This window comes from Streptomyces sp. NRRL B-1140 (genome assembly GCF_001280065.1).
Taxonomy (GTDB): domain Bacteria; phylum Actinomycetota; class Actinomycetes; order Streptomycetales; family Streptomycetaceae; genus Streptomyces.
In genome coordinates, this window is record NZ_LGEA01000114.1 from 397368 (window position 1) to 410273 (window position 12906).

A 12906-nucleotide genomic window follows, 5' to 3' on the forward strand; every position below is an offset into this window, starting at 1 on the left:
CACGTCAGCGACGGCGCTGCCCTCCGAAACCGGCCGTCGGCGTGATCCGGATCGCGTCGGCGGCACGCCCTCCCGCTCGCCGCCTGCGGCAGACTGGCCGAGCGCCCTCCGCAGACGATTCGGGAGCTTGAGGCATGAGCGTGCAGCGGTATCCCCTGGCCGGGGTCACGGTGGTCAGTCTGGAGCAGGCGGTGGCCGCCCCCTACGCCACCCGGCAGCTCGCCGACCTCGGGGCCCGGGTGATCAAGGTGGAGCGGCCGGGCGGCGGCGACTTCGCCCGGCGGTACGACACGACCGTGCACGGGCACTCCAGCTACTTCGTCTGGCTCAACCGTTCCAAGGAGTCCCTCACCCTCGACCTCAAGGACCCCCGCGGTCACGAGATCCTGCACGACCTCCTCGACGGCGCCGACGTCTTCGTGCAGAACCTCGCCCCGGGCGCCGCCGCCCGGCTCGGTCTGGACGCCGCCGCCGTCACCGCCCGCCGGCCCAACCTGATCCCGTGCACGATCTCCGGCTACGGCACGACCGGCCCCTGGTCCGACCGCAAGGCCTACGACCTGCTCGTGCAGTGCCAGACCGGGCTGGTGTCGCTGACCGGAACCCCCGAGGGCACCGCCCGGACCGGGATCTCCGTCGCCGACATCGCCGCCGGGATGTACGCCTACAGCGGCGTCCTCACGGCCCTGTACACCCGCGCCACCACCGGGGAGGCCCACCCCGTGGAGGTGTCGCTGTTCGAGGCGCTCGCGGAGTGGATGGGCCAGCCCGCCTACTACACGCGGTACGGCGGCACCCAGCCCCCGCGGCTCGGCACCCAGCACGCCACCATCGCCCCGTACGGGACGTACACGGCCGCCGACGGCAAGGACGTGCTGTTCTCCATCCAGAACGAGCGGGAATGGGTGGCGCTGTGCGCCGAGTTCCTCGGGCGTGCGGAACTGGCCGACGATCCCAGGTTCGCCACCGGCTCGGATCGCGTCGCCCACCGCGAGGAGCTCAACGCCGTCGTCGCCGAGCGCTGCGCCCGCTCCGGGTCCGACGAGGTCCTCAAGGACCTGGAGCGCATCGGCATCGCCTGCGCCGGGGTCAACGACGTGGCCGCGTTCCTGGACCACCCCGTGCTGGCCGCCCGGGGCCGCTGGAGCGAGGTCGAGGTGCCGGGCGCCACCGTGGAGGCGCTGCTCCCGCCCGCCGACCTGGCGGGTCTGCACACACGCATGGACCCCGTGCCGGAGGTGGGCGAGCACACCGCGGCGATCCTCGCCGAACTGCACCGCACCGAGGAGGAGGTGGCGGCCCTGCGCGCGGACGGGGTCGTCTGACGGCGGATCCTTCCCCGCCGCCTAGCGCGGCTCCGCGGCAGGGTCTGCCGCCGCCTCGGCCTCCTGCCGCCTCGACGCGCGCAGGCTGGTGAACGTCGTGACCGCCAGGACCAGCACGATGAAGCCCAGCGAGAAGGGGATGCCGATCTCGGGTACGTGGACGCCGGACTCGTGCAGCGCGTGCAGCAGCAGCTTCACGCCGATGAAGCCGAGGATGATCGACAGGCCGTAGGAGAGGTGGACCAGCCTCTTCAGCAGGCCGCCGATGAGGAAGTACAGCTGGCGCAGTCCCATCAGGGCGAAGGCGTTCGCGGTGAACACGATGTACGGGTCCTGCGTCAGGCCGTAGATCGCCGGGATGGAGTCCAGGGCGAACAGCACGTCGGTGGAGCCGATCGCGAGCATCACGACCAGCATGGGGGTCATGATCCGCTTGCCGTTCTCGGTGATGAACAGCTTCGTGCCGTGATAGCGGTCGGCCACGCCGAAGCGCTGTTCGGCCAGCTTCAGCAGCTTGTTCTCCTGGTACTCCTCGTCGTGGTCCTGCTTGCGGGCGTCCTGGACCAGCTTCCAGGCGGTCCAGATCAGGAAGGCACCGAAGAGGTAGAACACCCAGGAGAAGGCCGAGATGATCGCCGCCCCGGCCGCGATGAACACCGCCCGCAGCACCAGGGCCACCAGCACGCCGATCATCAGCACCCGCTGCTGGTACTGCGACGGCACCGCGAACTTCCCCATGATCAGGACGAACACGAAGAGGTTGTCGACGCTGAGCGACTTCTCGGTGATGTACCCGGCGAAGAACTCGCCCGCGGGCCCGCTCCCACCGGCGAACCACAGCCCCGCGCCGAACAGCACGGCCAGGAGGATCCACACCACCGTCCACGTCCCGGCTTCCCTGAGGGACACGTCGTGCGGTTTGCGTCCGATGAAGAAGTCGACGGCGACGAGTACGCACAGGGCGGCCACGGTCAGCAGCCACACGGCCGGCGAGACGTTCACTTGTCACTCCTGATGCAGGTGTGGGGAGCGGACATCCTGGTCCGCTGTGGCTGGTTTCCGCCACCCCTGTCAGGTGAACAACGGGTCAAAGCTGCACGTGCAGCGCTTCCATCACGTCCTCGTCCGTCAGCTGGTCGAAGTCCTCGTACCAGAGACCCACGGCCATGAACGCGGCCGGCCGGTGCAGGCAGATCACCTCGTCGGCCTCGGTGCGCATCGCCTCGGCGCCTTCCGGGGAGCAGACGGGCGCGGCCAGCAGCACCCGCGCGGGCGCCTGGCAGCGTACGAAGCGCAGCGCGGCGCGGGCCGTGGAACCGGTCGCCAGGCCGTCGTCGACGACGATCACCGTCCGTCCGCGCAGGTCCGGGGCCGGCCGGCCCTGCCGGTACAGCCGTTCGCGGCGCCGCAGTTCGGCGCGCTCCCGCTCGATGACGGGGGCGAGGGCGGCCTCGCCGATACCGAGATACCGCAGCGCGTCCTCGTCGAGGAGCGGCACCTCGTCCCCGGCCATCGCGCCGACGCCGAGTTCCTCCTGGTGGGGCGCCCCGATCTTCCGTACGACGAGCACGTCGAGCGGGGCGTCCAGCGCGGCGGCCACCTCGCGCGCCACGGCGACCCCGCCGCGGGGCAGGGCGAGGACGAGGGGGTCGGGCAGGTCTCCCGCGCGCTGCCGGGTGCGCAGCGTCGCGGCCAGTTCCCCACCGGCCTGCCGGCGATCACGGAACCTCATGACGGTCACCTCTCCCCGGCCGGTCCGGCTGCCCGCTGCCTGTCCGGCTCCCGCGTACCCCCGTGCCCGCCGGACGATGCGCTTCCTCCGCGCCCGGCGGTCATCGGCCCGTGGCCGTCCTCAGCTGCTCGTCGCACCACTGCCGGGCGGCGCCGGTGACCTGGTCGAGTGCGCCGGGCTCCTCGAACAGGTGCGTCGCGCCGGGCACCACGTGGAGGGTGTGCGGGGCGGGCAGCCGCCGCGCCGCCCCCTCGTTGAGCCGCAGCACGTGGGTGTCCCGGCCGCCCACGATGAGCAGCACCGGAACGTGCACGGCGTCCAGAGCATCGCCGGCCAGGTCGGGCCGCCCACCGCGTGAGACGACCGCCCTCACCCGGTCGGGACGTTGCGCGGCCGCGACCAGGGCCGCGCCCGCGCCGGTGCTGGCGCCGAACAGGACGACGGGCAGGCCCGAGGTGCCCGGATCCCTCGCCAGCCAGTCGAGGGCGGCCACCAGCCGGCGGCCCAGCAGGGGGATGTCGAAGCGGAGTTCGGCGGTGACGGCGTCCCGGCGTTCCTCGTCCTCGGTCAGCAGGTCGACGAGCAGAGTGGCAAGCCCGGCGGTGCGCAGGCCGGCGGCGACCTCACGGTTGCGGGGGCTGTGCCGGGAACTGCCGCTGCCGTGCGCGAAGAGCACGACCCCGCGGGCGTCCGGCGGCACGGTCAGGTCGCCGGTGAGACCGGCACCGCCGGCGGGCAGGGTGACCGTCCGGGAGATCATCGTCAGCCTCCTCTCCCCCGCTCCCCGTGGTACCCACACCCGGCCGGATGTCCCATGGCGCGATCCGTGGGATGCGTGTCGTTGACGCCGTCGCCCGCCCCGGTGGAGCGTGAAGGGGTGACCGATCGCCGCATCGTCTTCGTCGTCTTCGACGGGTTCCAGCCGCTCGACCTCACCGGACCGCACGAGGTGTTCCACAGCGCGGGCGGGTACGCCTGCGAGGTCGTGGGGCCGAGGGCGGGGCCGGTCCGGTCGGCCAGCGGGCTGGTCATGGAGGCCGCGCACGGCGTGGACGCCCGCGATCCGGCCGGCACGGACACCCTGGTGGTGGTCGGCGGCCACGGCGTCGACCGGGCCCGGCGGGACGCGGAGCTGGTCGCCTGGATCGCCGCCGCCGCGGCCGGTGCCCGGCGAGTGGCCTCGGTGTGCAGCGGGGTCTTCCTGCTGGCTGCGGCGGGGCTGCTGGACGCACGACGGGTCACCACGCACTGGGCGCGCGAGGAGCAGCTGACCCGGGAGCATCCGGAGGTGCGGGTGGACTGCGACCCGATCTTCGTCCGGGACGGGCGGGTGTGGACCTCGGCGGGAGTGACGGCGGGGATGGATCTGGCGCTCGCCCTGGTGGAGGACGACCTCGGCCGGGACGCCGCGCACGAGGTGGCCCGGCGGCTGGTGCTGTTCCTGCGCCGTCCGGGCGGCCAGTCGCAGTTCAGCGTGGCGCTGTGGTCGCGGCAGCCGGCGACGGACCCGGTGCGGGCCGCCGTCACCGCGATCCACGCCGACCCCGGCGCCCGGCACGACATCGCCGCCCTCGCCGCGCACGCCGGGCTGAGTCCCCGTCACCTGCAGCGCCGCTTCACCGCCGAACTCGGTGTGCCTCCGGCGGCGTACGTCGAGCGGGTGCGCGTCGAGGCGGCCCAGCGGGCGCTCACGGACGGGGACGAGCCGGTGGACGCCATCGCCCGCCGCTGCGGCTTCGTGACCGCCGAGACCCTGCGCCGCACGTTCCACCGCCGGCTCGGTGTCGCGCCGTCGGACTACCGCGCCCGGTTCCGCTCCACCACAGGACCTTCGGGGCCCCGGGCAGATTCCGCAGAGGAAGGACGTACCGCATGACCACCTACGGCCTGCTGGTCTTCGAGGACGCGGAGGAACTCGACTTCGTGGGGCCCTGGGAGGTCTTCACCGTCTCCGCCCGGCTCCGGGACGGCGCCGACACGGCCGTACTGGTCTGCGAGCATGCCGGGCCCGTGCGCTGCAACAAGGGACTGCGTGTCATGCCCGACCACACGCTCGACGACCATCCGCCGCTGGACGTGCTGCACGTGCCGGGTGGGCTGGGCGCCCGGGAGACCCAGCTGCACAACCCGGTGGTCACCGACTGGATCGCCAGGACCGCGAGGCGGGCCGCGTGGGTGCACGGCGTGTGCACCGGCGCGTTCCTGCTGCACGCCGCCGGACCCGCCCGGGGACGCCGGGTGGCCACGCACTGGAGCCGGGAGGACACCCTTCAGGCGCGGGGCGACGTGACCGTCGTCCGGGACGCCCGCTACGTCGTCGACGGCAACCTGGTCACCAGCCAGGGTGTCTCGGCCGGTATCGACAGCGCGTTGTGGCTGGTCGGGCGGTTGCACGGGCGGGAGCACGCGCGGGCCGTGCGGCGGTACATCCAGTACGACCCGGCGCCGCCGTACCTCGCGGACGAGCCGGTCTGATCCACCCGCGCGGTGTGGGGCCGCATGGGTGGGCGAGCCTCGGGCAGGTGATGTTCATGGGCGGTGACACGGGCGACGGAGGACAAGGGCGGCAGCCCGGCGAGTGCGGGCACCGGGCGGTGCCGCATCCCGGCGACATCCGGATCGAGGCGTGGGCGGCGTGCAGAGAGCACTGTCTGGCGGAGGCCGTCCTGGCGATGGTGGAGTGCTTCGCGGACGTCTCCCGGGTGCGGCCCACCGCCGTGGACCGGGTCCGTCTGCCCGAGGCCAGCGACGACGACCTGCTCGCCGCGCTGCTGGACGAGGTCATCTTCCGGCTGGAGGAGTACGGCCGGGTGCCCGTGGACGTCGAGGCAGACGAGGCCGACGGCGGCCTGGACGTACGGCTGGCGGTCACTGGCCTGGCCGACGTGGAGATCACGGGCGCGATCCCGACGGCGGTGGCGTGGAACACGCTGCGGATCGGGCCGGATCCGTACGGGTGGTCGTGTGCGGTGAGGGTCGACGCCTGACCCCGGCGGCCGGGGTGCGCCTACCGTGGAGGGGTGGGCGGCGCAGTCGTGACGCTGTTCCTGTGCGGTGACGTGATGCTCGGGCGCGGCGTCGACCAGATCCTCGCGCACCCCGGTGACCCGGCACTGCGGGAGGCGTACGTCGAGGACGCCCGGTCCTACGTCCGGCTGGCGGAGTCGGCGCACGGCCCGGTGCCCGTGCCGGTGGCCGCGTCGTGGCCGTGGGGCGCGGCGCTGCGGGTGCTCGACGAGGCCGCCCCGGACGCCCGGATCGTGAATCTGGAGACCTCGGTGACGCGCGCCGGTACGTTCGCGGCCGACAAGGAGATCCACTACCGCATGCACCCGGCGAACCTGCCGGCCCTGGCGGTGGTCCGGCCGGACGTGACCGTTCTCGCCAACAACCACGTCCTCGACTTCGGCCGGCGGGGACTGCTGGAGACCTTGGACGCCCTGGCCGGGGCGGGCCTGCGGACGGCGGGAGCGGGACGCGACGCCGGCGAGGCGTACACGCCCGCCGTCGTTCCGCTCGCCGGCGGCCGCCGCCTGCGGGTGTTCGCCCTCGGGGCGCACTCCAGCGGCATCCCGTCCGGCTGGGCGGCGACGGCGGACCGGCCGGGCGTCGCGTATCTGCCCGATCTCTCGCCGGCCGCGGCCGAGGCCGTGGTGCGGCGGCCGGTCCGGTCCGGTGACCTCACCGTGGTGTCCGTGCACTGGGGCTCGAACTGGGGGTATCGCGTCCCCCGGGAACAGGTCCGCTTCGCGCACGCGCTGATCGACGGCGGAGCCGACGTCGTCCACGGGCACTCCTCGCACCATCCCCGCCCGCTGGAGGTGTACCGGGACCGGCTGATCCTCTACGGCTGCGGCGACTTCGTCGACGACTACGAGGGCATCTCCGGCCACGAGGAGTACCGCGACGATCTGCGTCTGGCCTTCCTCGTGTCGGTCGAGGCGGACAGCGGGCGGCTGGCGGGGCTGCGCATGGTGCCGCTGCGGGTCCGGCGGATGCGGCTGGAGCCCGCGTCCGGGAAGGACCGTGCCTGGCTGCGCGCCACACTGGACCGGATCAGCGGCGGGGCAGGGGTGCGACAGGCGGCGGACGGATCGCTGGTGCTCGCGGCGCCGTCCGCGTGACCTCGACGTACGAGGAACGTCGACGAGGGACGTCGACAAGGGAGGCCGACGTGCCAGGCCCACGTCCGAGGCCGAAGTGGGAGGTCAGCCCGCCCACGCCACCAGCCGTTCGCGGCTTTCCGGCTCCCGCAGCCGGGCGAGCGACTCCTTCTCCAGCTGGCGCACGCGCTCCCGGGTGAGGCCGACCCGTCCGGCGACCTCCTTCAGCGTGCGGGTGTGCCCGTCGTGCAGTCCGTAGCGCAGGCTGAGGATCATGGCCTCGCGGGGCGCGAGCGTGCCGACGGCCTCACGCAGCTCCTCGGCGAGCGCCCGGAACTCGGCCACCTCCGGAGCCTGGAGGACCTCGGTGTCGGCGATGAGGTCGCCGACGACGGTCTCGCCCTTCTCGTCGACCGGGGTGTCCAGGCTGACCGCGTCCCGTCCGACGTGGCGCAGCCAGCCGATCCTGTCCTCGGTGAGGCCGCTCTCCCGGGCCACCTCCTCGATGCTCGGCTCACGTTCCAGGTCGAGCCGCAGCCGTCGCTCGATCTTGGCGATCTTCTGCAGCTGCTCCACGACGTGCATCGGCAGCCGGACGGAGCGCGCGTGCGCGGCCAGGCCCCGCTCGATCGCCTGCCGGATCCACCAGGTGGCGTACGTGGAGAACTTGAAGCCCTTGGTGTGGTCGAACTTCTCCACGGCACGGATCAGCCCCAGGTTGCCCTCCTGGATGACGTCCAGCAGAGGCAGGCCGCGGTGGGCGTGCCGTTTGGCCATGGACACCACGAGCCGGAGGTTGGCCCGGACCATGTGGTCCTTGGCAGCCTGCCCGTCGCGGACGGCCTCCTCCAGTTCGCTGCGCCGCCGCGCCGCGAGGTCGTGTTCGCCGGCGTCGGCCTGTTCCAGCTCCTCCAGTGCCTTCACGCCGGTCTCCATCCGCCGGGCCAGGCGTACCTCGTCCTCCGCGGTGAGCAGCGCCGTCGCCGAGATCTGCGCGAGGTACTGGCCGAGGAGGTCCGGCTCCTCGTCGGGCTCGGGGATGCGGCTGCGCAGCCGGGCGGTGCGGGCGGGGCCGCGCCGGTCCTCGCGGGCGTCCGTGGCGGGGTCTTCTGCCAGGGGAGACATCGTCGGGTTCCTCCCTCTCCCGTCTCGTTCCGGCTCGCCCTGGCGGGTACCCGGGCGAATCGGCCCCGAACCGTGTGCCCCGGAGCCCTCTGGGGTACCCCGGGGCACATGACCGGCATCGAACTGAGCAGCGACGCGTTCAACGACCATTCCTTCATCGCGCGCCGGTACGCGTACGAGGGGCCCAACGTCTCTCCGCCGCTGTCCTGGAGCGGCGTACCGGACGACGCGGCGGAGCTGGTCCTGCTGTGCGAGGACCCCGACGCGCCGTCGGGCACCTTCGCGCACTGGGTCGTGGTGGGTATCGACCCGCACAGCGGCGGCGTCGAGGCCGGGCAGGTCCCACCGGGCGGCACGGAGCTGGTCAACGGCTACGGCCAGCACGGCTGGGGCGGCCCGCACCCCCCGCCCGGGGACGACGCCCACCACTACGTCTTCCGGCTCTACGCGCTGTCCGAGCCGTGTGTCCTGCCCGACGCGCCGCGCGCGGACCAGGTGCACGAGGAGGTCGACAAGCGCCGCATGGCGGACGGGACGCTGGTGGGGCTGTACCAGCGCTGAGCCGCATACCTGCACCGCGTCACAACGGTTGGTTGTGACGCGGGTGCTGGTCGGTTGTTTGCCCGGCCCGCCCTCTCTCGGTTGGATGACTCCCGGACAACGCCGGGTTGTCCACGGGAGCGGGGAGTGCGCCGGGTATGGCGGGCAGACGGTCGCTGGGGCGGCGGTTCGGGTGGCTGTGGGGCGCCTACGCGGTCAGCACGGCCGGGACATGGCTCGCGTTCGACGCGTTCGCCCTGATCGCGGTCCTGGCGCTGGATGCCGGACCGGCGCAGGTGTCGTTGCTGGCCGCGGTGGGACCGGCGGTCGGCGCCGTGGTGTCCGTGCCTCTCGGGCCGTGGGTGGAGATCCGCCGCAAGCGGCCGGTGATGATGGCGGCGGACCTGGTCCGGTGCGCGGTCCTGCTGAGCATCCCCGTGGCGTTCGCGCTCGGCCGGCTCACCTTCGGCCAGTTGCTGCTGGCGTCGGTGGCCGTCGCGGCGGCCGACATCACCTTCAACGCGGCCGCGGGGGCATTCCTGAAGGACCTGTTGCCGCGGCAGGACCTGCTGGTGGCGAACGGGCGGTTCGAGGCGACGACCTGGACCGCCAGCATGGTCGGCCCGCCTCTGGGCGGCGCGGCGATCAGCCTCTTCGGGCCCGTGACGACGGTCGTGGCCGACGCGGTGAGCTATCTGCTCTCGGCGTGCGGCCTGCGGGCGATCGGCGACGCCGAGAAGCCCCCTGTGCGACCGGACCCCGCGGAAAGCCGCCGCCCCGGGGGCCTGCTGGAGGGCTGGCGCCACATCCTGGCCGATCCGGTACTGCGCCCGCTCTTCCTCAACTCGCTCGCGGTGAACTCGCTGATCATGGCGGCATCCCCGCCGCTGCTGATCCTGATGGTGGACGACCTGCGCTTCGCCCCCTGGCAGTACGCCCTGGCCTTCGCGGTGCCCTGCACCGGCGGCCTGCTCGGTTCCCGCCTGGCCCCGCGGCTGGTCGCGCGCCACGGCCGGTGCCGGGTGCTGCTCACCGCCGGGGTGCTGCGGGCCTGCTGGCCGGTCGGGCTGGCCTTCACCGGCCCCGGCGCGCCCGGCCTGGTCTCGGTCATGCTGGTCGAGTTCGGCCTGATCACCTGCTGCGCCGTGTTCAACCCGGTCCTCGCCACCCACCGACTCGAGCGCACCCCCACCGGCCGGGTCACCCGCACCCTCGCCGCCTGGTCGGCCACCGGCAAGGCCGCCACCGCGACGGTCACCGCCCTGTGGGGCGTACTGGCCGCCTGGACCGGTCCCCGGGCGGCCATCGCACTGGCCGGTGCCCTGCTCCTGCTGACGCCGCTGCTGCTGCCCCGCCGGGATCACAGGACGGGGGCCGGCGCCGAACGGGCGGCCGTCGCGGTGGAGTCGGACAGCGGCTGACCGTCGTGCCCCGCTCGCCCGGTGGGCCCGGGACGGACGCGGCGGCGCGCCCCGCCCCGGACCGGTCGGCCCGGCTCAGACCGCCCCGGGCACCTCCTCCGTGACGCCGTTCAGCTCGGAGGCCGGAGCCGTGCCGTAGGGGCGGGTGAGGATCTCCAGGCCGTGGCCCGCCGGGTCGGGGAAGTAGACACCCCGGCCGCCGTCGTTGCGGTTGATGCGGCGGGGGTGGTTGCCGTGCGGATCGGCCTGGATGGGGATGCGGGCCTCGACCAGGCGGGCCAGAGCCTGGTCGAACTCCTCCTCGGAGACGAGGAACGCGTAGTGCTGCAGGGGGATGTCGGCGTCGATGGTGACGAAGTCCAGCGTGACGCCGTTGGCGGTGGTCACCGGCAGGAAGACCCCGGTCGGTGCCCCGACCTCCAGCCCCAGGATCCCGGCGAGGAAACGAGCGGACTTCTCCCGGTCACGGGACAGGACGATGGTGTGGTTGAACTCGACTGACACGGTTGAATGCCTCCACGGGCATCTCCGCGGCGCCTCCATGCCTCACCCGGACGGTGACCGGCACGCGATGCCGCGCGCTGGATCGTAGACAGCGGCGGCCGGGGGCGTCGAGCTGTTTTTCCGGCCGTGGCGGACTTCCGGTGAACGTCTCGCGGAACGGCGTGTGCGGGTGGTGCGCCCGAAGGGGCGGCGGGCCGGAGTGCCGGCCGCCCCCGTGCGGCGTGCGGTGCGGCTCAGTACCAGCCGGTGTTGATCAGGTCGTGGCCGTCGCAGGCGAGCAGGGCCCGCGAGACGCGGCCGTTGAGGTTGTTGCCCATCTGCGTGTAGGCGTAGTTGATACCGGTGTCGACGGTCTCGGAGACCCAGCCGTCGTTGCGGCCCGTGCCGTTGTCGGAGCGATGCAGTACGGCCTCGCAGCCGGGCCGGGAGTTCTCGATCCGGGCGAACGAGCCGCACTTGTCGGAGTAGAAGTACTTCAGGGCCATGCCCTCGAAGTACTTGGTGGCTCCGATCTGCCGGAACGTGCCCGAGCAGAACGTGGTGGTGGGGTACTGGCCCTCCTGGCCGTAGATCCCGTAGTTGCCGCCCGAGTACGGCTGTGCCTGAGCGGTCGCCGGAAGGAGCGCCATCACCGCGGCGGCGCCCCCCGCGGCCAGCAGTGTCGTGAGTGATCGGCGGCTCATGAGCCCTCTTTCGTGTGTCGGCGGGTGGAACGGTCGTGCGCGACGGCCGGCCCCCGGCCGCCTCGCCCGCTGGTCGTGACCGTACGGGGCGTCACCGCACCACCGGCACCTGACACTTGTCAGGGTCGGCGCCCGAGGCCGCCACGCTCCGTCGGAGCCCTGACATCCGTCAGGACCGCCCGTCCCGCCCCCGCTCCTATCGTGACTGCGCGGTCCGAGTCCCATCGGACCACCGGGCGATCCAGGAAGGGCACCCATGCGCATGCTTCTGCGTGGCGCCGCCGCGCTCGCGGCCGTCGTCACGGCCGCTTCACTCACGAGCGGTGCGTCGGCACAGCCCCGGACGGGCAGGGCGGTGGAGGGCGCCGGGACCGTCCGGTCCGCGGCAGCCGCGCAGATCCCGCCCGGCGTCACCGCCGGCGTGGCCGTCTTCGACCGCCGGACCGGCACCTTCACCGAACAGGTCGAGGTGAGCAAGCAGTTCCGCTCCGCCTCGGTCGTCAAGCTGCTGCTGGTGCTGGACTTCCTCTGGGACCGCGGGCCCGACTACACCATCCCCGCGGCCGACCGCGCCCGGCTGGAGCCGATGCTGCGCGGCAGCGACGACGACGCCGCGAACCACTACTGGTCGACGTACGGCGGTTCGGCGATCATCGACCGGATGACCGCCGAGCCGGCGCTCGGCCTGCGCGACACGGCGCCACCGCCCCCCGGCTACGAGGGTTTCTGGGGCTACACGGCCATCTCCGCGCGGGACACTGTTGCGATCTACCGGTACATCCTGGAGAAGGCCCCCGCGCCCGTCCGTGACTTCATCATGGACAACCTGCGCCGCTCCACCCGCTGCTCCGCCACCGACCACTTCGACCAGCACTTCGGCATCGCGGGGTCGTTCGACAAGCCCTGGGCGGTGAAACAGGGCTGGTCCGGGAAGTACGCGAAGGGCACCTGCGGCCCCCAGGCCACCGCTTCGGGAACACCGGCGGAGTCAGCCGCCCCAGCTCCCCGCGCCGCCGCGGCCGTCGACCTCGCCTCGCCCGCGCTGCACACCACCGGCACGGTGGGCGCGGACGACCGCACGATCGTGGCCGTGCTGACGCTGCACCAGGCCGGCACGTCGTACGGCAAGGCGTACAACGACATCGGCCGGCTGACCCGTTCGCTGAACGTGCCGGGCGGGGTACGGCCCGCCGGCACCTGGTTCGGCACATGGGGTGAGTTCGTGAACGTGCGCAGGGGTCCGGCCACGGGCGGGGACCGGTTGACGCAGCTCCCCGCCGGGGTCGACGTGCTGGTGGGCTGCCAGACCCGGGGAGAGACGGTCAGTGTGCCGCCCTACACCAACGACTGGTGGGCCTATCTGCCCCAGTACGGCGGCTACATCTCCAGCATCTACATCAGCTCGCCGGACAACCGGCTGCCGAACGTCCCGGAGTGCGGCTGACCGCGGCCGGCACGGGATCGGGGGACGAG

Annotated in this window: 14 protein-coding genes; 8 read left to right on the forward strand and 6 right to left on the reverse strand. The window is 73.1% G+C overall.

Translation table 11 applies throughout. The features are described from left to right. The first annotated feature begins 134 nt into the window (after positions 1-134). Positions 135-1325 carry a CaiB/BaiF CoA transferase family protein gene (locus ADK65_RS27855; protein WP_053673706.1) on the forward strand — a complete coding sequence of 397 codons (1191 nt, stop codon included), beginning with the start codon at positions 135-137 and terminating at the stop codon, positions 1323-1325. 21 nt (positions 1326-1346) lie between these two features. Here the strand turns inward: ADK65_RS27855 and ADK65_RS27860 are convergent, their stop codons facing one another. The 3 genes from ADK65_RS27860 to ADK65_RS27870 form a co-directional block, all read right to left on the reverse strand. Continuing rightward, entirely contained in the window at positions 1347-2327 is a 981-nt protein-coding gene (locus ADK65_RS27860) for a TerC family protein (RefSeq protein WP_053673707.1), read from the reverse strand. Positions 2328-2412: 85 nt separating this feature from the next. Beyond that, positions 2413-3057, reverse strand: coding sequence for a phosphoribosyltransferase (locus ADK65_RS27865; protein WP_053673708.1), 645 nt, complete (start codon positions 3055-3057; stop codon positions 2413-2415). Between the two features lie 100 nt (positions 3058-3157). Then, on the reverse strand, positions 3158-3817 hold the full coding sequence (locus ADK65_RS27870) for a dienelactone hydrolase family protein (protein ID WP_053673709.1): 660 nt from the start codon (positions 3815-3817) through the stop codon (positions 3158-3160). Positions 3818-3934: 117 nt separating this feature from the next. On the opposite strand from ADK65_RS27870, the gene ADK65_RS27875 reads away from it, so the two are divergent. The 4 genes from ADK65_RS27875 to ADK65_RS27890 are packed head-to-tail and all read left to right on the forward strand — an operon-like array spanning position 3935 to position 7181. Then, complete coding sequence (locus ADK65_RS27875; RefSeq protein WP_053673710.1) at positions 3935-4933, forward strand: GlxA family transcriptional regulator; 999 nt, start codon at positions 3935-3937, stop codon at positions 4931-4933. Further along, positions 4930-5532, forward strand: a complete 603-nt coding sequence (locus ADK65_RS27880; RefSeq protein WP_053673711.1) for a DJ-1/PfpI family protein — start codon at positions 4930-4932, stop codon at positions 5530-5532. Before ADK65_RS27875 ends, ADK65_RS27880 begins: the two co-directional genes overlap by 4 nt. Positions 5533-5588: 56 nt before the next feature. Continuing rightward, on the forward strand, positions 5589-6044 hold the full coding sequence (locus tag ADK65_RS27885; protein ID WP_053673712.1) for an archease: 456 nt from the start codon (positions 5589-5591) through the stop codon (positions 6042-6044). A gap of 33 nt (positions 6045-6077) precedes the next feature. Next, positions 6078-7181, forward strand: coding sequence for a CapA family protein (locus ADK65_RS27890; RefSeq protein ID WP_053673713.1), 1104 nt, complete (start codon positions 6078-6080; stop codon positions 7179-7181). Positions 7182-7265: 84 nt separating this feature from the next. On the opposite strand, the gene ADK65_RS27895 is transcribed toward ADK65_RS27890, so the two are convergent. Beyond that, positions 7266-8285, reverse strand: coding sequence for a sigma-70 family RNA polymerase sigma factor (locus tag ADK65_RS27895; protein WP_053673714.1), 1020 nt, complete (start codon positions 8283-8285; stop codon positions 7266-7268). A gap of 108 nt (positions 8286-8393) precedes the next feature. Between ADK65_RS27895 and ADK65_RS27900 the strand changes: the two genes are divergently transcribed. Both ADK65_RS27900 and ADK65_RS27905 read left to right on the forward strand, forming a co-directional pair. Next, entirely contained in the window at positions 8394-8846 is a 453-nt protein-coding gene (locus ADK65_RS27900) for a YbhB/YbcL family Raf kinase inhibitor-like protein (protein ID WP_053673715.1), read from the forward strand. Positions 8847-8983: 137 nt separating this feature from the next. Then, positions 8984-10246 (forward strand): MFS transporter, encoded by a 1263-nt coding sequence (locus ADK65_RS27905; protein WP_053673716.1) that lies wholly within the window; start codon positions 8984-8986, stop codon positions 10244-10246. Positions 10247-10321: 75 nt separating this feature from the next. Here ADK65_RS27905 and ADK65_RS27910 read toward each other — a convergent pair whose 3' ends face one another. Together ADK65_RS27910 and ADK65_RS27915 are read right to left on the reverse strand one after the other, a co-directional pair. Then, positions 10322-10750 carry a VOC family protein gene (locus ADK65_RS27910; protein ID WP_053673717.1) on the reverse strand — a complete coding sequence of 143 codons (429 nt, stop codon included), beginning with the start codon at positions 10748-10750 and terminating at the stop codon, positions 10322-10324. A gap of 233 nt (positions 10751-10983) precedes the next feature. After that, complete coding sequence (locus ADK65_RS27915; RefSeq protein ID WP_053673718.1) at positions 10984-11433, reverse strand: hypothetical protein; 450 nt, start codon at positions 11431-11433, stop codon at positions 10984-10986. A 256-nt stretch (positions 11434-11689) separates the two neighbouring features. Between ADK65_RS27915 and ADK65_RS27920 the strand changes: the two genes are divergently transcribed. Beyond that, positions 11690-12877: an SH3 domain-containing protein gene (locus tag ADK65_RS27920; protein WP_053673719.1), complete on the forward strand. Its 1188-nt coding sequence runs from the start codon at positions 11690-11692 to the stop codon at positions 12875-12877. Positions 12878-12906 lie beyond the last annotated feature (29 nt).

Bases quoted from the DNA above. Each gene is read 5' to 3' on its own strand.
- ADK65_RS27915 (WP_053673718.1), bottom strand. From the start codon at position 11,433: ATGAGCCGCCGATCACTCACGACACTGCTGGCCGCGGGGGGCGCCGCC.
- ADK65_RS27870 (WP_053673709.1), bottom strand. From the start codon at position 3,817: ATGATCTCCCGGACGGTCACCCTGCCCGCCGGCGGTGCCGGTCTCACC.
- ADK65_RS27895 (WP_053673714.1), bottom strand. From the start codon at position 8,285: ATGTCTCCCCTGGCAGAAGACCCCGCCACGGACGCCCGCGAGGACCGG.
- ADK65_RS27855 (WP_053673706.1), top strand. From the start codon at position 135: ATGAGCGTGCAGCGGTATCCCCTGGCCGGGGTCACGGTGGTCAGTCTG.
- ADK65_RS27900 (WP_053673715.1), top strand. From the start codon at position 8,394: ATGACCGGCATCGAACTGAGCAGCGACGCGTTCAACGACCATTCCTTC.
- ADK65_RS27880 (WP_053673711.1), top strand. From the start codon at position 4,930: ATGACCACCTACGGCCTGCTGGTCTTCGAGGACGCGGAGGAACTCGAC.
- ADK65_RS27885 (WP_053673712.1), top strand. From the start codon at position 5,589: ATGGGCGGTGACACGGGCGACGGAGGACAAGGGCGGCAGCCCGGCGAG.
- ADK65_RS27905 (WP_053673716.1), top strand. From the start codon at position 8,984: ATGGCGGGCAGACGGTCGCTGGGGCGGCGGTTCGGGTGGCTGTGGGGC.
- ADK65_RS27920 (WP_053673719.1), top strand. From the start codon at position 11,690: ATGCGCATGCTTCTGCGTGGCGCCGCCGCGCTCGCGGCCGTCGTCACG.
- ADK65_RS27865 (WP_053673708.1), bottom strand. From the start codon at position 3,057: ATGAGGTTCCGTGATCGCCGGCAGGCCGGTGGGGAACTGGCCGCGACG.